Raw genomic sequence first — 20,708 nt, 5'->3', positions numbered from 1 at the left:
ACCGCAGTCCACTACGTCGGGGTCGTCATAGCGGCCTGGGTGGCGATCGGCGAGGAAGGCGAGGTACGTTCCGCCGGGTGGGTCGGCATTGCCGGGGGCCTGCTGACCGCCTTCGCTGCATGGCAGATCCAGCAGTCGCTGACACGGGGCGGCGCGGGGTCTGGCACCACCTGACCCCGACTGACTCCCGGATACAGCTAGGAGTAGCGGTGGCTCTTTGCCGCGTGGCCCTGCTCGCGTGTGCAGGTGCGTCCATTCATCGAACGGTGGCCACACAGCGCCTCGGCGGGCGACGGCGGAGAAGCCGTCCTGGCGGCCTGGGCCTTCGCAGGTCGAACCGCCGATCTGGTTGGCGTCGAGTCGTCGGTCGACGCATCTTGCCTTTCGCGATACCGGGCCTCGCGCATCGCCCGCATTGCGGCGTCCTTGCTCATTGTGTAATCACCTGACGAACTCTAGGCGTGCGTACCGATAGTCTCGTTCAGGCGCGGCGCCGACAGCCGCCGCTTCCCATCCCGGCAGCGCGAGATCCATGAAGGCGACCTCCGCGGTCAACCTCGCCGCGTCGTTTCGCCGCGAGGCGGACTCAAGGGCGTTGAAGCGCGCCTGCCTGGTCAACCCACCACACCTCTATGCCTGCCGCCGCCAGTGAGCCAACAGTCTCTGAGTGCAAGTCCCGGTAGCGTGGAAAGTCGGGAAGGGCTATCACGCTGCGCCAACTGGGCTCCTTCCCGCGAAGTCGCATTGCCGCAAGGACGGCTTGCGAATACCAATGCCCAGCTTGAGTACTGGGGTGCGTTCGTTTCGGCTCGAGTGCGCGCGCTGGATCCGCGTACGCGCGGCTCGGGAATCCCTTGACCTCGATGCCGACCGTCTGTCCGTCCCGGGCAGCAATCACGTCGATGCCGTGCTCCTTGGTGGCCGGGTTGGCAACGGAGAGGATGCGCCAGCCGTCGATCGCGAGCGCGGTCACCAACACGGCCTGGACGTTGGCTTCGGCGTACCATTCACCTTCCGCCTGCGTCGTCTCCATGAGTTCCGCTTCGGACGAAGCGGGGCCCAATGTAGAGGCACCGGATTCGACCGAACTGGCAGCGTCGTCGATCCTCAGTTGCTGCCTGCTCGCCGTGTCCGCGGCGCCCCCGGCGCGCCAGCTCTCGATTTCGTCAAGCGTGGCTAGCCGAAAGAGTCCGCGATCGATACGGGTGAGGAATGGCTCCTTCTTAGCGAACCAGGAACGGTCGTCTGTGTTCCAGCAGGCTCCACGGAGGTGTGTACGCACGGTTCGGTCTTTGGCTTGCGACGGTGCATGTCGTCGAAACCACGAGAGCGCCTCCTGAGACGTGAAGGGTCCTGACTGCGTTGCGGCGTACTCACGCAACCGGTCCCATACCGTCGGCGACTCGTTCACCTCCACGGGGTCCAGACTTCCATACGTCCGCGATGCCTACGAGCCCCAAGAGACATCGGTCCGGCTTAGGTGTTCTCGCCGACCACTCGCGTCATTTCGCCGCGTATGGGCCGGAGGAGCTTGGGCTGGCGTGATCGGCGTTCGCGACGTTGCTCGGCGAACTCCTGCACTGAGGCCGGCGTGAGCAGGGATTCGGCTGAGGATCTCGATGGAATCGATCGCTATCGCGATGGTCAAGTTTGGGTCATTGACCGCGTCAGGTGGCTGCACGACGCCGCGCAGGAGACCGCCACGGCGCACCAGACCAGCAATTGACGGTTGGTGAAAGTGGGAACTACGAGGGACCATCGACCCTCGAGCTGGAGCAATCGGGCGGATGCTAAAAGGTTGCCCCGCCGGTCCTGCGTCGATGGTTGACTGCGCTGCGGAGGTCAGCACGGGAGATCGCGGCATACCCTGGCGGCGCCATCCTTACTGGGTCGGCGCGCAGGGAGCGACGTGCGACGGCTATGAGGGGCGTACGTCCTTCGCGCTGGAGTGGCTCGAAGATCTGGCGTGCCTGGTGGGGCTGGAGGCCGTCTGCGGGGTCGATGCGGGGGAGGGTGTTGCGGACGAGGTAGATGCGGGTGTTGAAGCCGTGCTCGATGGCCCGGTGCAGGGCGTTGTCGACGTGGCGGAAGAGCTTGTCGAGGTTGCGGAACGCATCGACATCGATCATCGCGCCGGCGGGGATGGTGATGAGTAGACGTGTGGCGTCGGCGCTGTGCTGAGTGGCGCTGGCGCCGGTGCCGGCCAGGCCGCCGGCGGTTCGGGCAGCTTTCGACACCTTGGCAAGGTTCTGCTCGCGTCTGCGGAACTGTGCCGCCTGTTCGGGTGCGATGTCTCGGGCGCGGAGGGCGGCGAGGTTGGAGAGTTCGCGCTGGGAATCGAGCAGGTGCCGAAGGTTGGCCATCGAGGGGACGGTCTTGAGGGAGCTGAGGAGGCGGTGCTCGGCGGCGAGGACATGGGTGATCGTGCCTGCGTCCGGGGAGATCTCCGGCTGCGGTGGGTGCCACCCGCGCCAGTCGATGTTGTAGTCGGGGATGCCGTAGCGCGCCTGGCTGTGGGTTGCGCAGTCGTCGATGTGCTGGTCGAGGCCGCGTACGCCCTTGAGGCGCTCCCATCCCGGGAGGTTGCGGTAGCGGTGGTCGAGGACGCGCAGGGCTTTGGTGATGTCGGCGATGTCGCCGACGAGGGTGACCCACTCGCGGTGGGGGAGGATTCCGCCGCCGAGGCCGCCGGCGAGGTCGTGCTCGGCAAGGGCTGCTGCCTTGGCCGCTCGGCGCCAGTTTTCGAGAATGCCGATTTCTTGAGGAGAGGCGAGCTCGCTCAAGGATGGCAGCGGTCCAGGATTGCGGTGCCGCAATCGGGTCAGTGCTCTGCACAGCCAGTCCGGTGGCTCATAGAGTTCCGGGCTGCGCTCGGCTTTCGGGTTCGGGTTGGCCTGCTCGAGTGCTTGTTGACACCACGTCAGTATGGTCCGCCGGTAACGGAGGATCTGCTTGGTGAACTCGATCTGTCGGGACGTGGCGCCATGTGGCGGGTGCGTTCGGCTGATCTCGAGGAGCAGGCGGTAGTTGACTCGGTACTGGCCGAGCAAGGTGACGAGTGCGTTGCGGAGTTCACCGCCGTTCTCGCCGTACATCACGACCGCCCGGTGCTGCCGTTCACCGTGGTGTCTGTCTCGCGGGCCTCGAGGAGAGCTGCGAGGACGAGTTCGATCTGGAGGGCGTCGACTCCGTGGCGTACGAGGTCTTCGATGGTCTTGACCGCGAGGACGTAAAGCTGATTGGCGGGCAGCAGGCCGGGGAGAATCTCTTCGTGTGCCGGGGACTGGTCGCCGTGGACCAGGTCGAGTTGGAGAAGTACGCGTTCGTAGGCGATGGAGCCCTCGACGGTGCGGGCGTTGTCGGCGAGCGCGGCGAGGTAGGAGCGTGCTTCGGCAAGGGTGACGGCGTGTGCGAGCAGCATGACGGTCTCCGTTCGCGGAGTGGGTGCTGAGAAAGGTGCAGGCTGAGCGACGGTGCGCTCTTGACGGCGCACAACCTGGTGGCCTGTGGAGAAGCCGGTCCGGGCGTGGGCCGTAATGGAGCGGCGTACGTTTCAGTTCGTGCTCTTGCGAGCGGCCGCGTCTTCGGCCAGAAACTGTTCGAAGTCAGCGCGGCGGTTCGGGATCGGGTTCTCGGCGGTGGTGCCTGCGTCCGCCTCACCTGGCCAGGGCGTCTGGCGCGTTGGACGGTCGCGGTCGATGCGCGTGCCGCAGGTGGAGACCCACTCACGCAGCCGCGCGCGGGCCTCGGTGAAGTCGTGATGCCACTGCAGCGGCGCGGAGCCTGAGGAGTTCGGGTCGTAGCACTCACGCCAGTGGGTCTGGAGCGCGGAGAGCTCCCACACAAGCTCGTCGTGGCGGTGCCACAGGGGAGGGACGATCGTCGCCGGCAGCCCGTAGGTGCGACGCAGCCAGTCGACCCACTCGTCGAGATCGCGCCACTCCGCCTCCGCCTCCTCGGCGGTGAGGCTGTTCCAGTCGATCGGACGTGCGGGTTCAGGGATCTCGAGATTAGTGCGGTCGGTGGGGAGTTCGTCGGCGTCGTCCTCAGGCGGGTGCCAGGGCTCGGGGTCGGGCTCAACGGGGGCGTCGGGGGTATCAGACATGGCGCCGCTCAGATCGCGTGCAGACTCGGGGCTGGCATCTGGGTGGCTGGCGGAGGCGTTGGTGGTGTGGGTGATGGTCCGCGGGCGACGGTGTAGCGGGTGCGGTGCGCATCGTGTCCGATCTGACGGGCGATGAACTCCTCGCGCTGCTCGACGGCGCCGTTGCGTTCGACCTGGTACTCGTTGACGTACCCCGAGGCGATGATCTGGTCACCGACCTGGAACTGGTTGTATGCCTTCTCGGCCTTCGTCCCGAACATCGCCATGTTGTGGAAGGTCGGATCGAGCTTGGTGAAGTTCCCGTCGGCCTCCTTGCGGTAGTGCTCGACGCCGACGCGGGCGAAGAACCGGGCGATGCCGGTATCGCCGAAGGTCAGATTCGGAACGGTGGCGATGAACCCATGCAGGCTCATCTGGGTCGGGATCGTCATGACGTCCTCCTGCGGTGCTCGCGGCCACTGCGGTCGTGGCAGCTCTCGGCGATGAGGTGCGCATACCTGCCCGGCGGCCCGTGGGCGACGTGAGTGGGACACCTGGCTGAGGAATCCGCCGCACCGGCGGAACGCCCAGCGATCCATGGAGCCAGCCGATGTATCTCCGACGTGGTCTCAGCAGCGCCGCCCTCGTCGCGGCCGCGACGTCTGCCTGCGCGTCTCCACTGGCAACAGGCGAAGACGGCGCAACTTTCACCGTGGCTGGCGCAAGGAGCGCGATGCTCGTGGAGAGCGACCTTCCCGGCGAATGGCGTACGACGGAGGCACCTGCCCGTAGCGACAGCTCGATCTATGACTCAGGGGGCCTGGAGTCCGAGTGCGGCGAGGCCACAGGCCAGGTGCTGGAAGAGGCCTCGCGCTGGGCCGATGCCGATGTCGCCGTCGAGGGGACATGGCAGTCATTCGGTGGTGACATGACGCTGAAGCAGGAGATCGTCGCCGACCGTCAGCTCGACGCTAGTCACCTCGTCGCGCGTCTCGTGCGGCAGACTCACGAGTGTTCGGACGTCCTGGTGGCTGCTGACGGCATCACAGTCGAGTCGCATCTGCGTAGCTGCAGCCTCAGCGGCGGCGTGCGAGGCGTACAGATCGTGCAGACATGGGCCGCGAGCGACGGTCGCTCCGGCTCAACACGGCTTGCGTACGTCGACGCCGGCCATGCCCTGATCGTCATGAAACTCACGGGTGGAGATGACGACAGCACCTGCGACCACGCCGTCTTCGACCCCGTGGTCACCGCGGCTGCGGCAAAGCTCGCCCGATAGCGGTCAACGGCGCAGAGTCCGCAAGGCCTGGACCTTTACCTGGCGCTCTGGACTCGGTAACAGGTCGGTGCCGTATCCAGCCCGGCCGAGCATCACGCGACTCGGGATCAGGACCGCGGCGGATCTGATTGGAATATCGACAGATCTTGAACGCCGGCCTGGTCGGGTTCGGCGACGAACGGTCTTCGTGCTGCTGCGGGCTGTCGAGGCATCGTTCCCGCTCCGTTGATCCCTGAGGCCGGAAACTGTCTTCGTAGCGATACGCACGGATCAGTCACGGATTGAGGCGCCGCACCGAATGTCGGAGATGTGGCCCGCCACCTCTCACTGGGAACGCGGGCGCGCTCGTTGCTCGTCTGCTTGGTCGCTGCTCCGACGAAGGTTTGCTTGGCGGGCCGTGCAATGGTGGCGGCGTGAAGATCCCCGTTCCCGACGTTGCGCTTCGGATGCTCAGCCGCCAGCTCGGCGGCCCGGCAGGACCACTCGGTGCCGTGGTCGCACGCCTCCTCAACAAGGGCAATCGCACCGCAACCGAGTCCGCCGTCAATGCCCTCAAACTCGGAGGAAACGAGATGGTGGCCGACATCGGCTTTGGCGGCGGCGTTGGGCTTGAGCTGCTTCTTGCGGCGGTCCCGAACGGACGTGTGCAGGGGATCGAACCGTCGACCGACATGCTCGCGCGTGCACGCCGGACTTTCACGAATGAACTGCGGTCGGGACAACTCGTCCTGCATGAGGCGGCGATGTCGTCGCTTCCGATCGCCGATGCGACTCTCGGTGGCTGGATCAGCCTCAACACGATCTACTTCATCGCTGACCTGGAACCCGCGTTCGCTGAGCTGGCACGGGTCCTTGCTCCAGATGGCCGCGGCGTTCTTGGCGTTGCTGATCCGGACTGGATGGCCGCTCAACCGTTCGCCAAGCACAATTTCACGCTGCGCCCGATCAACGATGTCATCGGCAAACTCCGAGAGGCAGGATTCGTCGTCGAGCGGCTCGAGGTTGACCGCGATGGATCTACGTACAGCCTCCTGGTCTGCACACGCTGACCATCGCACCGCCGGACCCCTCGCCAGGTGAAGCCGCGAGGGAGGTGGGTCTGGCGTCAGAAGAGGGGATAGTCGACGAAGGTGAAGGTGTCGTCCATCAGGAGTTCTGCTCGACCTTGCTGTCTGACCTCGAGCAGGACAACCAGGATGACCGCCACCGCGATCATGATCTGGCGAGCGCGGGGTGACCAGGTCACCCGGAGTGTCGGCCAGCGGCAGGTCACGAGGCCGACGGCGCCGCGGAGCAGGAGAGCACTCACGGCCAGCACGGCGAGGATCCCGAGCGGGTTGTAGTTCCAGGCTGCTGCCCACTGGCCGAGTACTGTGTAGCGGGCCGCGCGGGTGCCGCCGCAGAGTGGGTCCATGATTCCGAACCAGTGAGTCGGCGGGTGCAGATCGATCGGCGGTAGGCCGAAGACGGCCATCGCTACGGCGAGGGTGACGAGTCCGGTCGCGCCGAGGGTGACCCAGCGATACGGATCGCGTGGCTCGATAGTCAGTCGGACCGCGAGGCGATGCGTGGTCGGGGTGTTCATATGCAGGTCCGTGCGCCGAGCGCTGCAAGCGCGAACCCAACGAGCAAGAAGGCGCTGAAGGCGTGGACCGGCCACAGGCTCGTCCGCGAGCGGCCATTCGTCGGGGTTATCATGACGTGGCGCGCCGTCGGAACCATGATCGCCGCGTCGGCGTGAGGTCGTGTTCGGTTGCAGGGGTGGCCTCGTATCCGGCGTCGCGAATGGCGTCGACGACTCGGTCGGGCTCGCACACAGCCGGGTCAAGGGTGACGGTGGTGAGCTTCTTCTTCAGCGAGGTCGTCGAGGACGTCACGCCGTCGAGCTCTTCGACGGCTTCGTCGATGAGGATGCTGCAGCTGGTGCAGTGCATTCCGGACACGCGCCAGGTGTGAGTGGTGGTCGCCACGGGTCTCTCCTCTGTCTCAGGTGACGGTGATGGTGCCGGAGTACATGCCCATCGAGCATGAGTAGTCGATTTGGCCGGCCTTGATGACGCCAAGGTCGATCGGGGTGTCGCCGGTTGCTGGCAGCACCGCCTGCACGCCAACGGAGGGGACCTCGAGCGCGGCCACACAGCCGAAGGCATCTTGCGACCGGAAGATCAGGGTGGTTGGGAAGCCGGACTTCAGAGCCAAGTTCGCGGGGCTGTAACGGCCGGCAGTGACCGTGATGACGCCCGTCTGAATGCCTTCGGTCACTGTGACCGTCGAGGCGTCCGGAGCGGCGGCCTGGCCGATGCCGACGGCGCGGGTGAGGTTCTGGGCCGCCAACGGGGAGCCCATCAGGGTCAGCCCTCCGTTGAACGTGTACAACCCGGCAGCGAAGACCACGAGGCCGGTCGCAGTCGCCAGTCGACCTTTCCAAGAGGTGGCGGCTTTGTTGGCGGCGTACCCGATGAGGGTGAACAGGGGAGCGGTGCCGATGACGAACACGGACATCGTGGTGGCGCCTTGCCAGGCCGAGCCAGTCGTCATGGCGATAGCCATCACTGAGATGGTGACGCCGCAAGGGATGAGGATGGCGGCGAAGCCGAGGATGGCCGGGGCAAAGGCGCTGGTGGAGCGGGCGCGGATGCGGACGAGGCGTACCCACGAGTCCGGGGGAGACAGGGTGAAGCCCTTGAACCCAGGCACGCCGAGCTGGGCGAGGCCGAAGGCGACGATGAGCAGCCCGGCCAGGATCTGGACGGTTGCGCGCAGGTGAGCGGAGAGCTCGATGGCCGAGCCGAGGGCACCGAGCAGGGCCCCGAAAAGAGTGTGCGATACCAGCTTTCCGGCCAGGAATCCGGCCACCGGAGCAAGGTCATCGCCAAGCTGTCCGCGCCAGGAGCCGGCTGGCTGCGAGATCGCCGTCGCGGTAGCGCCCGGCCCGTCCTGCGGGGTCCGGCCCTTCTTGGGCGTCGCTGCCGCCTCGGCGCGCTGCTGTCGCGTGACGAGCCCGGCGAGGAGGCCGCCTTGGACGGCGGCGCACGAGACGCCGCCAGCGAGGAGGCCGGTAAGAAGTACAGCCCAGAGGTTCACCAGATCCACTCCGCCCGCAGATTGCTCGTCAAGGTGGTGCTCAAGAAGACTCCGATCACGGTGGTAGGGCATCGAGGTGCGTGGCCTAGGAGGCGGTTACTATCGCAGATAGTAGATAATCGGAGGTTGCGTGTCGGGGCCAGGGCCCAGCAAGCGCGCGCTCACGCTTAGGACGTTCTCTTGCAGGATCCAACAAGCGACGATCCCGTCGTCGTTCCTGGGGCCGCCACCGCCAGCAACGGCCTTCGGCTGTGTCACATCCCGACCCTTGCTGTGCGCCCCCTGACCCGGCCTCGCCATGGGGCTGGGCGGCGGGCCCTGGCGAGCCTGCTGCTCGTCCTCGTTGCGGCAATCGTCTTCGCGACGCCGGCGCATGCACACGCGACGCTCCTGTTCACCACGCCGAGAGTCGATGGTGCAGTTCCCGACTCCCCGCCGGAGGTCCAGCTCGTCTTCGATCAGCCCGTGGTCCTGACGAGATCGACCCTGACCGTGACCGGACCTGATGGGGCGACGGTGCCGCTCGGACAGGTGACTTCCGGGCATCAGGGGCAGACCGTGACGGCGCCGGTGGGTACCGATCTCGACACGGGCGAGTACGTAGTCGAGTGGTTGGTCACTGCCAAGGATGGCGACACCATGACCGGCGAGTTCCGATTCGCCGTCGGCTCGGGGGTCGGCCTCGGCCAGGCCGCGGTCACGACTGGCACTCGCGCTGCCGGACTCATCACCGCACTCAGATGGCTGCTCTTCGCCGGCCTCGCGCTGTTCCTTGGCGGTGTCGTGGGGGACGGGCTCCTACGCCGTACCGCGGTCGGCGTCCCGACGCCGCGCCCTTGGCTCGTGCAGGGGGCGCTCATCTCTGCGCTCGGTGCCCTCGGCCTCGCTCTCACTCAGGCTGGCGGCGGATCCCTCGTCCAGGGAGTCCTCGACCCGTCGGTGTCGTCCATGCTCGCTTCCGGGCCTGGACGGCTCGCCGCACTCGAACTGCTCCTGCTGAGCATCACCAGTCTCCTCCTGCTGGTAGCCCGTCGAACGGCACGCACTGCCCCGCCCGTCGTCGTGCCCACTGTCGCGTTCACGGTCGGGGTGGCCGTACTGGAGGGCCTCCGCGCACACCCGGACGCGATGCTCCCCGGGTGGGGCGCGGCAGTGGTCACGGTCCACCTGATCGCGGCCGTGATCTGGGTAGGCGCCCTCATCCACGTCGTCCGCATCGCTTTCGCTCGACGCCGCGCGGGGCAGGCCACTCTTGCCATCATCGTCGCCTACGCCCGGATTGCACTGTGGCTGGCGGTCGTAGTCGTCACCGCGGGTACTCTCTCCGCGCTCGTGGTGATCCCTCTTGGTGAAGTGCCCTCGGTGATCCCAGGCACCACCTACGGCCGCTGGCTGATCGCCAAGCTCGTCCTCGTCGCGCTCGCCCTCGCCCTCGCGGTGTATGCCCGCTGGCACATGGCCCGCCGCAGGAGCCAACCTTTGGCGGCGGTACGCATCGAAGCCGTGGTCCTGGCCTGCGTCCTGGTCACCTCCGCCGCGCTCACTGCGCTCGCGCCACCGGCCCCAAAGGACCTGCCCCTGCCATTCCCGCCGCCCGCCGTCGGACCTGTCGTCGCCGTCGGCGACCGCGCCGGGTGGATCGGTATCGGTGCCACTGCCAGCCAAGGCCAGCTCGTGATCCGTCTCTCGACACCCGATACGACCGGCGGCCTCGACCCAGCGGCCGCCGAGGACTACAGCCTCGTCGGCAACCTCGCCGCCCCGGATGCCACCGAACATCAGCTGCGGTTCCGCCACTGCGGGGCCGCGTGCTTCGTCGCCGCTGTCGACTGGGCCCCTGGGCACAGCACCATCACTCTTGAGGCCGACGCTGAGCGGTTCGCGGGCGGCAGCGCGGCCGTCGTCATTCCGTGGCTCCCCGCGCAGCGGCCCGAACTCCTCCAGGCCGCGGTCAAGGCCACCGGCGCCGAACGACAACTCGTCGTCTACGAACAGGTCACCAGCGACACCAGGAGCGGACTCGGCGACCTCACCGGACTCCCGATGGCCGGCGATGAGTACGTCGGTGTCGGCCCCTACGGCTCCGGCAGGGCACCAATCGTGGTCCTGCTCGACCGTGCGGACGGCGAGCGCACCATCGCCCTCGGATACCCGGGCGAGGCGACGTACGTCCGTCTCACGCTCGACCACCACGACCGCATCATCCGCGAAGTGCTCGCCGCGCCCAACCACCTCGTAACGCGTACCCTCGTCTACCCCGACCATGAGCACCGTTCCTGAGTCTCCTGAGTCGGTGCGGCCTTGAGTCGCGCAGCCTGCTCTGTTTCGGATCGTCTCGGCGAGGATCCTGGCGATGGCCGCGATCACGCCTTCGACGATGGTGCAGGCAACGGTGGTGCCGACATGAGATCGATCGCTGGAGTACGTACGAGGCCGAGGCACGAGAGAACCACCTCACGAAGCAAATGGATGAGACGCGACGAGAACTGACAGATAAGAGTCGCCTGCGGATAGTGCGGAATGTCACGTCGTGGTGTCAGGGTTTCTTCAGGGTCGACTGTTAGTTTGGCTGCGCCGGACCATCAAGGATGATGACGCAAGGAGGCGTATGGGCTCGCGGGCTGACTCGGCGTTCGCCTCCCGTTTCCGTTCCTTCCCGTTCTCTGGGGGTCGGCCGCGCGTGGTGGTGGCTTTGGTTGCTGCCATGGTGTTTGCGGTGCACCTGCTGAGCATGCACAGCGGGCATCACGGCGATGCCGGTCATGACGTCGCGGGGTCTGTGGACGAGTCCGCAGCGCTGTCGGTCGCCCATGTAGATGGGGTTGATCGTGGGTCGGTCGAGCATGATCACGACCGGTCCTCTGATCAGCCGTCGGTCGGCGACGGCGGCCCCGCTGGTGAGCTCGACGTCATCAAGGTCGAGCACCCCCATGGCGAGGTGGAGTGTGGCGAGATCACTCAGTCGCGTCTTGGGGTGGCTGCTTCGGAGTTGATTCCGGCGCTGGGGTGCCTGTGGGTAGTTCCGCGCCAGGGTGGTCTCATCGAATCGCAGCGGCCTGCTGATCTGCCGCGATGGACCCCGCATCTCGTTCGCGAACTCGGCGTGCAGCGGGTGTAGGAGCCCGGTGTCGTTTCTTGACGACGCCCTCCTGCCCCTCTTCAAGCACTTTCGACTTCATGAACGAAGGAACTTTGGCATGCCCGAAAACATCCACAACTCCCTCACCACGTGCGTCGGCAACACTCCCTTGCTGCGTCTGGGACGTTGCTTCCCAGACCCGGATCGGGAGGTGATCGCCAAGCTCGAGATGCTCAACCCCGCGGGGAGCATGAAGGACAGGCCGGCCCGCTTCATCATCGAATCTGGACTGGCCTCAGGTGAACTGCGGCCCGGGATGCGGCTGGTGGAGAGCACCTCCGGGAACCTCGGGGTCGCGCTGGCAACGATGGCCAGGCTTCATGGGTTGGACTTCACCGCCGTGGTCGACCCCAAGACCACCTCGACCAACCTTCGGCTCCTCCAGACCGTCGGCGCGGATGTGGAGCTGGTGACCGAGCGCGACGAGAGCGGCGGCTATCTGCACACTCGGGTTCGGCGGGCACAGGAGCTGGCTGATGCCAGTTCGGACAGTGTCTGGGTGAACCAGTACGCCAACGATCTCAACTGGCGCGCCTACTACGAGACGACCGGCCGCGAGGTCCTCGAGGCGATCCAGACCCCGGTGGACTATCTAGTGGCGGCCGTGTCGACCACGGGTTCGATCCTGGGGCTGGCTCGACGCCTTCGCGAGCGCTATCCCGCGATGCAGGTGGTGGCTGTCGATGCGGTCGGGTCGGTCATCTTCGGTTCCCCAGCGGGTCCGCGTGAGATCCCCGGGTACGGCGCCAGCCGGGTCCCGGAGCTGCTCAGCCGCACGGAGATCGACCACGTGGTCCACATCGACGATGCCCGAGCTGCCCTGGGTTGCCGGCACCTGGTTGCCACTGAGGGTGTCCTCGGTGGCGGTTCCTCGGGTGCGGTGGTCGCAGCCATCACGCAGTTCCTGCCGACCACACCGCCCGGCAGCCGCATCCTGACGGTGCTGCCGGACCGGGGGGAGCGCTACCTCGACCTGGTCTATGACGACCAGTGGCTCGAGATGGTCTCCACCGTTGGCGGCGCATCTGATCAGCGACTGGATGCCTCGACTCGGGCATGACTGAGCACTTGACCCTGCGGCGGACGGACATGGGGCTGCTGTGGGTATCCCAGTTCGTCAACACCGCCGGGCTGATGGCGCTGGTGCCGATCATGCCGCTGTACATGGCTTCACTCGGCGCCTCCGACGCCACCGTCGGGGTCTGGGCGGGGGCTGCGATCGCGGCCCCCGCCCTCCCGCTGGCGATCACCACGCCACTGTGGGGTCGGCTGGGTGACCGTATCGGTCCCAAGTGGATGGTGGTCCGCGCCCTGGCGGGCCTGTGTCTGGCGATGGCTCTGATGGCCGCCGCCGGCAGCCCGCTGGCGTTGCTGGCCGCCCGGATCGTGCAAGGCACGTTGGGCGGTGTGGTCGAGGCCGCGGCGGCGTACGTGGGGTCGGCTGCTTCCGAGGGCAGCCGGGGTCGCGCACTGGGACGCTCCTACAGCGCCACCGCCGCCGGCGCCCTGGCCGGCCCGGTCGCCGGCGGCACCCTGGTGGCCACCGGTGATCTCAGACCGCTCCTGATCGGGATCGCCCTCGCGGCCCTGCTGCTCGGGTGTGTCTGCACGATCCGCCTGCGGAACCCCCACGATCCAAGACGACCACCCAACGGGACCGAACCTGCGCGCGCCGCTCTCGTGTCCGTGTGCGCGCGGATCGGCTGGATCCCGTTGGCCGGGGGATTCCTCGCATTCTTCGGCGTCTACGGTCTGATCCCGATCTATGCCGCCTTCCTCACCGAGCTGGTACCCGATCCGCAGCAGGTCGGACCGTGGGTGGGCGGGCTACATGCGGTGATGTGGGCCGGAACCCTGGTCGGCTCACTGTGGTGGGGCCGAGTCAACGACAGAACCGGTCACCCGTTGCAGACGTTGGTCATCGCGAGTGGTGTCACGGCCGCGACCGTGCTCGTCCAGGCAATGGTGGGCTGGCTACCGGCGCTGGTACCGCTGCGATTCATCCAGGGATTCTGCTTCGCGGCACTGGCACAGTCACTGATGTTGTACGCCTCCCAGAAGGCCGGCCCCCACGAACGCGCCGGGTACGTCGGTGCCGCCAACAGCTTCCTGCTCGGTGGGCAGTTCCTCGGCCCGCTCTCGGCCGGGAGCGCGATGGCGCTGCTCAGCCCGTCCCTCGGCGTGCTGATCACAGGGATCTGCGTGACCGCCGCGGCTCTGCTCGTCTTGGCCCCGGTCATCGCAGCCGCCCACGGATCCAGCAGTGACGCCGCCCAAGCGGCGGCGACACCGTTCGCCTCGAGGCGCCGCCGTACCCGGCCGGTCGGTCGACACGCAGCCCCTCGTCGATCGCGGCACCGCAATGGAAGCAGGGCGGGACGGCGGATACGCGGTGAAGGTCCGGGGCGGGCCCCGGCCTTGCCACCACATGGAGTATCCGCACGGCCCCGCGAGCCCCGACCGAGAGTCGACCGACGAGTGTAGTCCTGGGGCAGAACCACTTCTCGCGGAACACTTCCTCTGGCCCGACGCGAACCGTCCCGTCGGGCCAGAGGCCGATGTGCCGTCAGCTGGCGGCTGTCTCCTCGCTACCGGCCCGAAGGCCCTCGGACTGGACAGATTGGTCATCCTGCGCTGGGGTCGCGCGCTGGCTGGCAGCAAAGCCGATCTTGGCGTGGGTGCCGTCGCAGAACGGCTTGTTGCTGGATTCGCCACAGCGGCACAAGAAGATCGTTCTGCTCGTGCTGAAACTGTTGCCGTCGTGGTCGACGAGCTGCGCTGGGCCCTTGATCTGGAGTGGCCCGTTGTCCACTGTCTTGATGGTGGTGGGCTTGGCCTGGTTGCTGGGCTGCGGTGCCGAGCTGTCGGTCATGTGCGGGTGCTCCTTCTGCGTTGCTGGTCCGGTCTGTCGCGGTAGACATCCGTACCTTAGGGGGGTATGGTTCCTTTCACCGCGACGGGCATACCATACCGGGGTATGGTGTTGAGGCAAACGAAGACGGCATCGGCCCAGCAGAGGAATGAACATGGAAAGCCACGAGCACCAGAACGAGCACGGCTACATGCATCGACAGGACGACTACCTCAAGCGACTGCGACGCATCGAGGGCCAGGTGCGCGGCCTGCAGAGGATGGTCGAGGAAGAGAAGTACTGCATCGACATCCTCACGCAGGTGTCCGCGACGACGAAGGCACTGCAGTCTGTCTCCCTCGCCCTGCTCGATGAGCACCTCAGCCACTGCCTCATGCGGGCCGCCGCCGCGGGTGGGACGGAAGCCGACGAGAAGATCAAAGAGGCCTCCGACGCCATCGGCCGCCTGGTCCGCTCCTGATCCCCAGACTTCGACCGCACAACCAGACCACTACCCCTAAGGAGTACCCACCATGGCCACCGGAGTCCACACCACCAACTTCACCGTCGTCGGCATGACGTGCAGCCACTGCGTCGCTTCGGTCACCGAAGAGGTGAGCGAAGTCAGTGGCGTGACCGATGTCGACATCGACCTCGCCACCGGCCGACTCACCGTGACCAGCGACGCGCCGCTCGATGAAGCCAGCATTCGCTCGGCCGTCGATGAAGCCGGCTATCGAGTCGCCGACGCCAGCTAGCCACAGCGCGGTGCCCGTTCCGCGGCATCGCCCTCAACGGCCAATTCCGACTTGGTCCCACTAAGGAGCCTCCTGTGAAGACCTCTCTCAAGCTCGGCGGCTTCATCGCCGCCCTCGCTGCCATCCTTGCCGCCTCATTCGGCGTCGGCAACGCCATCGGGCCCATCGGCCAAGCCGCGCAGACCACCAGCCACTCAGGAGATGACATGAAGCACGACGCAGGCCGCGAAGAGGCCGGTCACGAAAGCACGGGCAGTGGCGCCAGCGGTCACGCCGGCCACGGCGGAGCTGCTGCCAAGCAGCCCGGCGGGCTGATGATCTCCGAGCACGGATACACGCTGGACCTGGACTCGACGATCCTGCCGGCAGGGCGAACCCAAGTGAAGTTCCGGGTGACCGGACCAGACGAGCAGCCCGTCACCGACTACGAGCCCACCCACGACAAGGAGCTCCACTTCATCGCCGTCCGGCGAGACATGAGCGGGTTCCAGCACGTACACCCCACCCTGGCCACGTCAGGTGATGAGGCGGGCACCTGGTCGACCGAGCTCGATCTCACACCCGGAGCGTGGCGGGTCTTCGCCGACTTCCGCGCCACCGAACACGGCGAGACCATGACGCTGGGCGGCGACGTATCGGTCGCGGGCGCCTACGAGCCGGAGCCGCTGCCGCCGGTCAGCCAGACCGCGGAGGTCGACGGCTACACCGTCACGCTGAAGGGGCAACTCGTCCCTGGTGAGTCCTCGGAGCTGACGCTGACGGTGAGCCGCGACGGGCAGCCAGTGACTGACCTGCAGCCCTACCTCGCTGCCTACGGGCACCTGGTGGCGCTGCGCTCGGGAGACCTGGCCTACCTGCACGTGCACCCCGACGGTGAGCCCGGGGATGGCACCACCAAGCCCGGCCCGGACATCACCTTCTTCGCAACCGCCCACTCCGCCGGACCGTATCGCCTCTACCTGGACTTCCAGCACGACGGCGTGGTTCGCACCGCCGAGTTCACCGCCCAGGCCGGCGAGCCTGTCCCGGCGCCGCGCGAAGGCAGTTCGATTGCGCCCGCCGCCCAGCCCAGCGGTTCTGGTTCAGGCGACCAGGGCGAGCACAGCCACTGACTCAACGAACAGACCTACGCAACGAGAAGCACCCGATGAGGAAGGAAAGACCATGAGTGCGCTCAACGACGTCACACCTGAGAGCGGTGTCCCTGGCAACCAGGTCGAGCTCGCGATTGGTGGCATGACGTGCGCCTCTTGCGCGAACCGTATCGAGCGCAAGCTGAACAAGCTCGAGGGCGTGACCGCAACGGTCAACTACGCCACCGAGAAGGCCAAGGTCACCTACGCCGACGGCATCGAGCCGACCGCATTGGTCGAGACGGTCGAACAGGCCGGCTACACCGCGCGACTCCCGGAACCGAAGGGAACGCCGGCCACGTCGACCTCTGAAACCGGAGCAGAGGATGACCCCGTTCGAGCCCTGCGCAACCGGGTGGTCGTCTCGGCGGTCCTGACCGTGCCGGTGATCGCGATGGCGATGATCCCTGCCCTGCAGTTCGACTACTGGCAGTGGCTCTCGTTGACGCTCGCCGCGCCGGTGGTGGTCTGGGGCGCGTTGCCGTTCCACAAGGCAGCCTGGACCAACCTCAAGCACGCCACCTCGACCATGGACACGCTGATCTCCATGGGCACACTGGCAGCGCTCGGCTGGTCCCTGTACGCGCTGTTCTTCGGCACGGCCGGTGCCCCGGGTATGACCCACCCGTTCGAGCTCACCATCGCCCGCACCGATGGATCCGGCAACATCTACCTCGAGGCTGCCGCAGGCGTGACCACGTTCATCCTGGCGGGTCGCTACTTCGAGGCGCGCTCCAAGCGCCGCGCCGGCGCAGCGCTACGGGCACTGCTCGAACTGGGTGCGAAGGAGGTCGCGGTCCTCCGCGACGGCCCCAGCGGCCCCACCGAGGAACGGATCGGCATCGACCAACTGGCCGTGGGCGACCGGTTCGTCGTCCGCCCCGGGGAGAAGATCGCCACCGACGGTCGGATCCTCGAAGGTTCCTCAGCTGTGGACGCCTCCATGGTGACCGGTGAATCCGTGCCGGTCGAGGTCGGCCCCGGAGATCTCGTGATCGGGGCCACCGTCAATGCCGGCGGCCGGCTCGTGGTCGAGGCGACGCGGGTGGGTGCCGACACCCAGCTGGCGCAGATGGCCAAGCTGGTCGAGGACGCCCAGAACGGCAAGGCTCAGGCCCAGCGACTGGCGGACCGGATCTCGGGGATCTTCGTGCCGATCGTGATCGGCCTGGCTGCGGCGACCTTCGGGTTCTGGGCAGGCACCGGCGGCGGGATCGCCGCCGCCTTCACGGCGGCCGTCGCGGTGCTGATCATCGCCTGCCCGTGCGCGCTCGGGTTGGCCACGCCGACCGCCCTCATGGTGGGCACGGGTCGTGGCGCCCAGCTAGGCATCCTGATCAAGGGTCCCGAGGTGTTGGAGTCGACGCGCAAGGTCGACACCATCGTCTTGGACAAGACCGGCACCGTCACCACTGGCCAGATGACCCTGGTTCGTACGGTCGTCGCCGACGGTGAGGACGTCGACGAGCTGTTGCGGTTCGCCGGCGCCCTGGAGGACGCCTCCGAGCACCCGATCGCCCAGGCCATCGCCAAGGGGGCGGCGGCACGAGTCGGGGACCTGCCGACAGTGGAGGACTTCGCCAACATCGAAGGCCTCGGCGTGCAGGGGATCGTCATCGACGGGGAGGCCTCGCACGCCGTCCTGGTCGGACGACCGCAGCTGCTTGCCGAGTGGTCCCAGTATCTGACCCCGACCCTGGAAACGGCGATGACCGAGGCAGCGGAGAAGGGCCAGACCGCGGTCGCGGTCGGGTGGGACGGCCGAGCCCGCGGGGTTCTGGTCGTGGCCGACGCCATCAAGCCGACCTCGGCCGAAGCCGTCGGCCAGCTGCGCGCCCTGGGATTGACCCCGGTGCTGCTCACAGGAGACAACGCCAGGGTCGCCACGGCGGTTGCGACCGCGGTGGGCATCGATGCGGGCCCCGACACGGTCATCGCCGAGGTGATGCCGTCGGAGAAGGTCGATGTGATCAAGCGACTGCAGGAGCAGGGCAGGACTGTCGCCATGGTCGGCGATGGTGTCAACGACGCCGCGGCACTGGCTCAGGCCGACCTCGGTCTGGCCATGGGCACCGGCACCGATGTCGCGATCGAGGCCTCCGACCTGACCCTGGTCCGCGGAGACCTCCGCGTGGCCGCCGACGCGATCCGGCTCTCTAGGCGGACCCTGGGCACCATCAAGGGCAACCTGTTCTGGGCCTTCGCCTACAACGTCGCCGCCCTACCGCTGGCAGCCGCTGGACTGCTCAACCCGATGCTCGCCGGAGCCGCCATGGCGTTCTCCTCGGTGTTCGTGGTCTCCAACAGCCTCCGGCTGCGCAGCTTCCGAGCGACCAACAGCGACCCCCGAGCTGGCACCGATGCCGCCACAGAGGTGTCCAGGCCCGAGCCAGTCAACGCCTGACCCTGCGCTTCTGGGCTTCCCGAGACGAATCGGGGGCCCAGAGGACCTGCCCCTCGGAGGGGCAGGACCACAACACCCGGCCCAACCCGGGCACGGAATCCACCAGAAAGGTTTCACGATGGCAACCAACGCCACCTATAACGTCGCCGGCATGACCTGCGGCGGATGCGCCGGCAAGGTCACCGACCAGGTCGAGCAGATCCCCGGCGTCCTCGACGTCGACGTCGACCTCGCCGCCGGCGCGATCACTCTCACCAGCGAGAGCGACATCAGCGACGCGTCCGTGAAGCAGGCCGTCGAAAAGGCCGGCTACAAGCTCGCCACCGCCTGAGACCGCACAAACCGTAAGGCTCCGACACTCCCGGCCCGACCGGCGTTGTCAGCGTACGCGCGGCGAAGGGCCGGGAGTATCGGATCCACGACGAGTAGCTCTGCCGGGCGCCAATAGCGCCCAACCCACGGTCGCCGTCCAGAGCGGAGAAGGCGCTCCGGCTGGACGGTGGCCGGACAGACCAGGGACAGCGACGCGAGACATGTTCTCTTCGAGAGAAACCACGACGCCAGGCCATGAAAGCGGCCTGGCCTGAGAAAGGTTAGAACCATGGGGTTGTTCGCGATCCGCGACTACCGACGCCTGTTCAGCGCGCAGGTGATCGCACTGTTCGGAACCGGTCTGGCCACCGTCGCGCTGGGTCTGCTCGCCTACGACCTGGCCGGTCCTCGCGCCGGCGCGGTGCTCGCAACCGCACTGACCATCAAGATGGTCGCCTACGTCGTGGTCGCGCCCCTGGCAGCGGCGTACGTCGATCGGCTGCCTCGGCGCTTGTTCCTCACCGTCCTCGACGTGGTCCGTGCCTTGGTGGTCCTTGCCCTGCCGTTCGTCACCGAGGTCTGGCAGATCTATGTGCTGATCGGTGTCCTACAGACAGCGTCTGCGGCATTCACCCCCACGTTCCAGGCCGTCATCCCTGACATCGTCACCGAAGAGGCCGACTACACGCGCGCCCTCTCTGCCTCGCAGGTGGCCTACACCATGGAGAGTCTGCTGAGCCCGGTGCTCGCGGCAGTCGCACTCTCGCTCATGTCCTTCAACCTGCTGTTCCTCGGCACCTCGCTCGGGTTCGCCGCCTCCGCGGTGCTCGTGCTCTCCACCCGCATCCCCAACGCCCGCCCGAGCGCGCACGTCAGCGCCGTGGACCGGGTTGTCTCCGGGATCCGGACCTTCGCCGCCACGCCCAGCCTGCGCGCAGTGATGGCGCTGAACCTCGTGGTTGCTGCCGCCGGGTCGATCGTCGTCGTCAACACCGTCAACTACGTCCGTGACGTGCTCGGTGGAACACAGTCCGACGTGGCCTGGATGCTCGCCGCCTCAGGAACCGGCACCCTCCTGGCAGCCCTCGTCCTCCCCAGAATCCTCGACCGCACCGGGGAACGGATCGTGATGCTCACTGGCGCTACCGTGCTGGTCATCGCAGTCGCCGCGGCCCTGGCAACGGTCGCGCTGGATCTCGCCCTTCCGCAGCTCACCGCGCTCATCTGGGTCACGATCGGCGGCGGGATGGCGCTCATCATCACCCCGACCGGCCAAGTGCTGCGGCGCGCGGTCGAACCCGATGCCATCCCCGAGGTCTTCGCCGCCCAGTTCTCCCTCTCGCACCTCGCCTGGCTGATCACCTACCCGATCGCAGGATGGGTTGCCACCAACGCCGGGTTCCCCACCACCTGGACCATCCTCGCCATCCTCGCCGCGATCGGCGCCGCCGCAGCACCGGCCCTGTGGACCCGCGAAGAAGCAGCACTGGACGAAGGAGCATCGGCGGCCGAGCCGATCACTGAATCGTCCAGCGCTGCGGATCGCGGCGGTGTCGATGTGCTCGTCCGCACGGCTGCGGAGACAGCCGAAGGCACCCTCGCCGCGTGCCAGTGCTCATGCGTGCACGCTGTGTGAGTCCCTCAATCCTGGGGCCGGTGCCTGC

The 20,708-nt window shown here is 67.2% G+C and carries 21 protein-coding genes; 12 read left to right on the top strand and 9 right to left on the bottom strand.

What is annotated here, in order from left to right:
* Positions 1-586: 586 nt before the first annotated feature.
* The 5 genes from ABT304_RS26055 to ABT304_RS26035 all read right to left on the bottom strand — a co-directional run bounded on the left by ABT304_RS26055 (position 587) and on the right by ABT304_RS26035 (position 4,536).
* Positions 587-1,417 carry a DUF7669 domain-containing protein gene (locus tag ABT304_RS26055; protein ID WP_350719653.1) on the bottom strand — a complete coding sequence of 277 codons (831 nt, stop codon included), beginning with the start codon at positions 1,415-1,417 and terminating at the stop codon, positions 587-589.
* A 373-nt stretch (positions 1,418-1,790) separates the two neighbouring features.
* Positions 1,791-2,783 (bottom strand): hypothetical protein, encoded by a 993-nt coding sequence (locus tag ABT304_RS26050; protein ID WP_350719651.1) that lies wholly within the window; start codon positions 2,781-2,783, stop codon positions 1,791-1,793.
* A 311-nt stretch (positions 2,784-3,094) separates the two neighbouring features.
* On the bottom strand, positions 3,095-3,421 hold the full coding sequence (locus ABT304_RS26045; protein WP_350719649.1) for a hypothetical protein: 327 nt from the start codon (positions 3,419-3,421) through the stop codon (positions 3,095-3,097).
* Positions 3,422-3,553: 132 nt separating this feature from the next.
* Positions 3,554-4,105, bottom strand: coding sequence for a hypothetical protein (locus ABT304_RS26040; protein WP_350719647.1), 552 nt, complete (start codon positions 4,103-4,105; stop codon positions 3,554-3,556).
* Positions 4,106-4,113: 8 nt separating this feature from the next.
* Positions 4,114-4,536 carry a single-stranded DNA-binding protein gene (locus ABT304_RS26035; protein ID WP_350719645.1) on the bottom strand — a complete coding sequence of 141 codons (423 nt, stop codon included), beginning with the start codon at positions 4,534-4,536 and terminating at the stop codon, positions 4,114-4,116.
* Between the two features lie 281 nt (positions 4,537-4,817).
* On the opposite strand from ABT304_RS26035, the gene ABT304_RS26030 reads away from it, so the two are divergent.
* Positions 4,818-5,363: a hypothetical protein gene (locus ABT304_RS26030; protein ID WP_350719644.1), complete on the top strand. Its 546-nt coding sequence runs from the start codon at positions 4,818-4,820 to the stop codon at positions 5,361-5,363.
* Positions 5,364-5,776: 413 nt separating this feature from the next.
* The gene (locus tag ABT304_RS26025; RefSeq protein ID WP_350719642.1) at positions 5,777-6,412 is read left to right on the top strand and encodes a methyltransferase domain-containing protein; all 636 of its coding nucleotides are present in this window, start codon (positions 5,777-5,779) and stop codon (positions 6,410-6,412) included.
* A gap of 56 nt (positions 6,413-6,468) precedes the next feature.
* Here the strand turns inward: ABT304_RS26025 and ABT304_RS26020 are convergent, their stop codons facing one another.
* From ABT304_RS26020 to ABT304_RS26010, 3 genes are all read right to left on the bottom strand, one after another.
* Positions 6,469-6,948 carry a DUF2752 domain-containing protein gene (locus tag ABT304_RS26020; RefSeq protein WP_141780841.1) on the bottom strand — a complete coding sequence of 160 codons (480 nt, stop codon included), beginning with the start codon at positions 6,946-6,948 and terminating at the stop codon, positions 6,469-6,471.
* 109 nt (positions 6,949-7,057) lie between these two features.
* The gene (locus ABT304_RS26015; RefSeq protein WP_141780840.1) at positions 7,058-7,333 is read right to left on the bottom strand and encodes a heavy-metal-associated domain-containing protein; all 276 of its coding nucleotides are present in this window, start codon (positions 7,331-7,333) and stop codon (positions 7,058-7,060) included.
* Positions 7,334-7,349: 16 nt separating this feature from the next.
* Complete coding sequence (locus ABT304_RS26010; protein ID WP_350719641.1) at positions 7,350-8,456, bottom strand: sulfite exporter TauE/SafE family protein; 1,107 nt, start codon at positions 8,454-8,456, stop codon at positions 7,350-7,352.
* Positions 8,457-8,720: 264 nt separating this feature from the next.
* On the opposite strand from ABT304_RS26010, the gene ABT304_RS26005 reads away from it, so the two are divergent.
* The 4 genes from ABT304_RS26005 to ABT304_RS25990 all read left to right on the top strand — a co-directional run bounded on the left by ABT304_RS26005 (position 8,721) and on the right by ABT304_RS25990 (position 14,070).
* Positions 8,721-10,727, top strand: coding sequence for a copper resistance CopC/CopD family protein (locus ABT304_RS26005; protein WP_350719659.1), 2,007 nt, complete (start codon positions 8,721-8,723; stop codon positions 10,725-10,727).
* Between the two features lie 328 nt (positions 10,728-11,055).
* Positions 11,056-11,565, top strand: a complete 510-nt coding sequence (locus tag ABT304_RS26000) for a hypothetical protein (protein WP_350719639.1) — start codon at positions 11,056-11,058, stop codon at positions 11,563-11,565.
* Positions 11,566-11,644: 79 nt separating this feature from the next.
* Complete coding sequence (sbnA, locus tag ABT304_RS25995; protein ID WP_141780835.1) at positions 11,645-12,646, top strand: 2,3-diaminopropionate biosynthesis protein SbnA; 1,002 nt, start codon at positions 11,645-11,647, stop codon at positions 12,644-12,646.
* A complete protein-coding gene (locus ABT304_RS25990) occupies positions 12,643-14,070 on the top strand; it encodes an MFS transporter (RefSeq protein ID WP_350719637.1) in 1,428 nt (475 codons plus the stop codon). The genes sbnA and ABT304_RS25990 overlap by 4 nt, the downstream gene beginning before the upstream one ends.
* Before the next feature lie 82 nt (positions 14,071-14,152).
* Here ABT304_RS25990 and ABT304_RS25985 read toward each other — a convergent pair whose 3' ends face one another.
* A complete protein-coding gene (locus ABT304_RS25985) occupies positions 14,153-14,458 on the bottom strand; it encodes a CDGSH iron-sulfur domain-containing protein (RefSeq protein WP_141780833.1) in 306 nt (101 codons plus the stop codon).
* Between the two features lie 154 nt (positions 14,459-14,612).
* Between ABT304_RS25985 and ABT304_RS25980 the strand changes: the two genes are divergently transcribed.
* The 6 genes from ABT304_RS25980 (at position 14,613) to ABT304_RS25955 (ending at position 20,680) form a co-directional block, all read left to right on the top strand.
* The gene (locus tag ABT304_RS25980) at positions 14,613-14,918 is read left to right on the top strand and encodes a metal-sensitive transcriptional regulator (protein ID WP_211352433.1); all 306 of its coding nucleotides are present in this window, start codon (positions 14,613-14,615) and stop codon (positions 14,916-14,918) included.
* Between the two features lie 52 nt (positions 14,919-14,970).
* Entirely contained in the window at positions 14,971-15,195 is a 225-nt protein-coding gene (locus ABT304_RS25975) for a heavy-metal-associated domain-containing protein (protein WP_141780831.1), read from the top strand.
* Positions 15,196-15,269: 74 nt separating this feature from the next.
* Positions 15,270-16,307 carry a DUF8832 domain-containing protein gene (locus tag ABT304_RS25970; RefSeq protein ID WP_350719635.1) on the top strand — a complete coding sequence of 346 codons (1,038 nt, stop codon included), beginning with the start codon at positions 15,270-15,272 and terminating at the stop codon, positions 16,305-16,307.
* A gap of 52 nt (positions 16,308-16,359) precedes the next feature.
* Positions 16,360-18,732: a heavy metal translocating P-type ATPase gene (locus ABT304_RS25965; RefSeq protein WP_350719633.1), complete on the top strand. Its 2,373-nt coding sequence runs from the start codon at positions 16,360-16,362 to the stop codon at positions 18,730-18,732.
* 118 nt (positions 18,733-18,850) lie between these two features.
* The gene (locus tag ABT304_RS25960) at positions 18,851-19,063 is read left to right on the top strand and encodes a heavy-metal-associated domain-containing protein (RefSeq protein WP_141780828.1); all 213 of its coding nucleotides are present in this window, start codon (positions 18,851-18,853) and stop codon (positions 19,061-19,063) included.
* Positions 19,064-19,333: 270 nt separating this feature from the next.
* Complete coding sequence (locus ABT304_RS25955) at positions 19,334-20,680, top strand: MFS transporter (RefSeq protein ID WP_350719631.1); 1,347 nt, start codon at positions 19,334-19,336, stop codon at positions 20,678-20,680.
* Positions 20,681-20,708: the final 28 nt, after the last annotated feature.

The sequence above is a fragment of the Nocardioides sp. NPDC000445 genome, assembly GCF_040300245.1.
Lineage (GTDB): Bacteria > Actinomycetota > Actinomycetes > Propionibacteriales > Nocardioidaceae > Nocardioides.
The sequence above is the reverse complement of the archived record's forward strand: the minus strand, read 5'-3'. Positions and strand labels throughout refer to the sequence as shown.

What these genes read in the sequence shown, in the direction of transcription:
- ABT304_RS26045 (WP_350719649.1), bottom strand. Translation starts at nt 3,421, where the DNA reads ATGCTGCTCGCACACGCCGTCACCCTTGCCGAAGCACGCTCCTACCTC.
- ABT304_RS25990 (WP_350719637.1), top strand. Translation starts at nt 12,643, where the DNA reads ATGACTGAGCACTTGACCCTGCGGCGGACGGACATGGGGCTGCTGTGG.
- ABT304_RS25985 (WP_141780833.1), bottom strand. Translation starts at nt 14,458, where the DNA reads ATGACCGACAGCTCGGCACCGCAGCCCAGCAACCAGGCCAAGCCCACC.
- ABT304_RS25965 (WP_350719633.1), top strand. Translation starts at nt 16,360, where the DNA reads ATGAGTGCGCTCAACGACGTCACACCTGAGAGCGGTGTCCCTGGCAAC.
- ABT304_RS26030 (WP_350719644.1), top strand. Translation starts at nt 4,818, where the DNA reads ATGCTCGTGGAGAGCGACCTTCCCGGCGAATGGCGTACGACGGAGGCA.
- sbnA (WP_141780835.1), top strand. Translation starts at nt 11,645, where the DNA reads ATGCCCGAAAACATCCACAACTCCCTCACCACGTGCGTCGGCAACACT.
- ABT304_RS25955 (WP_350719631.1), top strand. Translation starts at nt 19,334, where the DNA reads ATGGGGTTGTTCGCGATCCGCGACTACCGACGCCTGTTCAGCGCGCAG.
- ABT304_RS26040 (WP_350719647.1), bottom strand. Translation starts at nt 4,105, where the DNA reads ATGTCTGATACCCCCGACGCCCCCGTTGAGCCCGACCCCGAGCCCTGG.
- ABT304_RS25975 (WP_141780831.1), top strand. Translation starts at nt 14,971, where the DNA reads ATGGCCACCGGAGTCCACACCACCAACTTCACCGTCGTCGGCATGACG.
- ABT304_RS25980 (WP_211352433.1), top strand. Translation starts at nt 14,613, where the DNA reads ATGGAAAGCCACGAGCACCAGAACGAGCACGGCTACATGCATCGACAG.
- ABT304_RS26035 (WP_350719645.1), bottom strand. Translation starts at nt 4,536, where the DNA reads ATGACGATCCCGACCCAGATGAGCCTGCATGGGTTCATCGCCACCGTT.
- ABT304_RS26000 (WP_350719639.1), top strand. Translation starts at nt 11,056, where the DNA reads ATGGGCTCGCGGGCTGACTCGGCGTTCGCCTCCCGTTTCCGTTCCTTC.
- ABT304_RS26020 (WP_141780841.1), bottom strand. Translation starts at nt 6,948, where the DNA reads ATGAACACCCCGACCACGCATCGCCTCGCGGTCCGACTGACTATCGAG.
- ABT304_RS25960 (WP_141780828.1), top strand. Translation starts at nt 18,851, where the DNA reads ATGGCAACCAACGCCACCTATAACGTCGCCGGCATGACCTGCGGCGGA.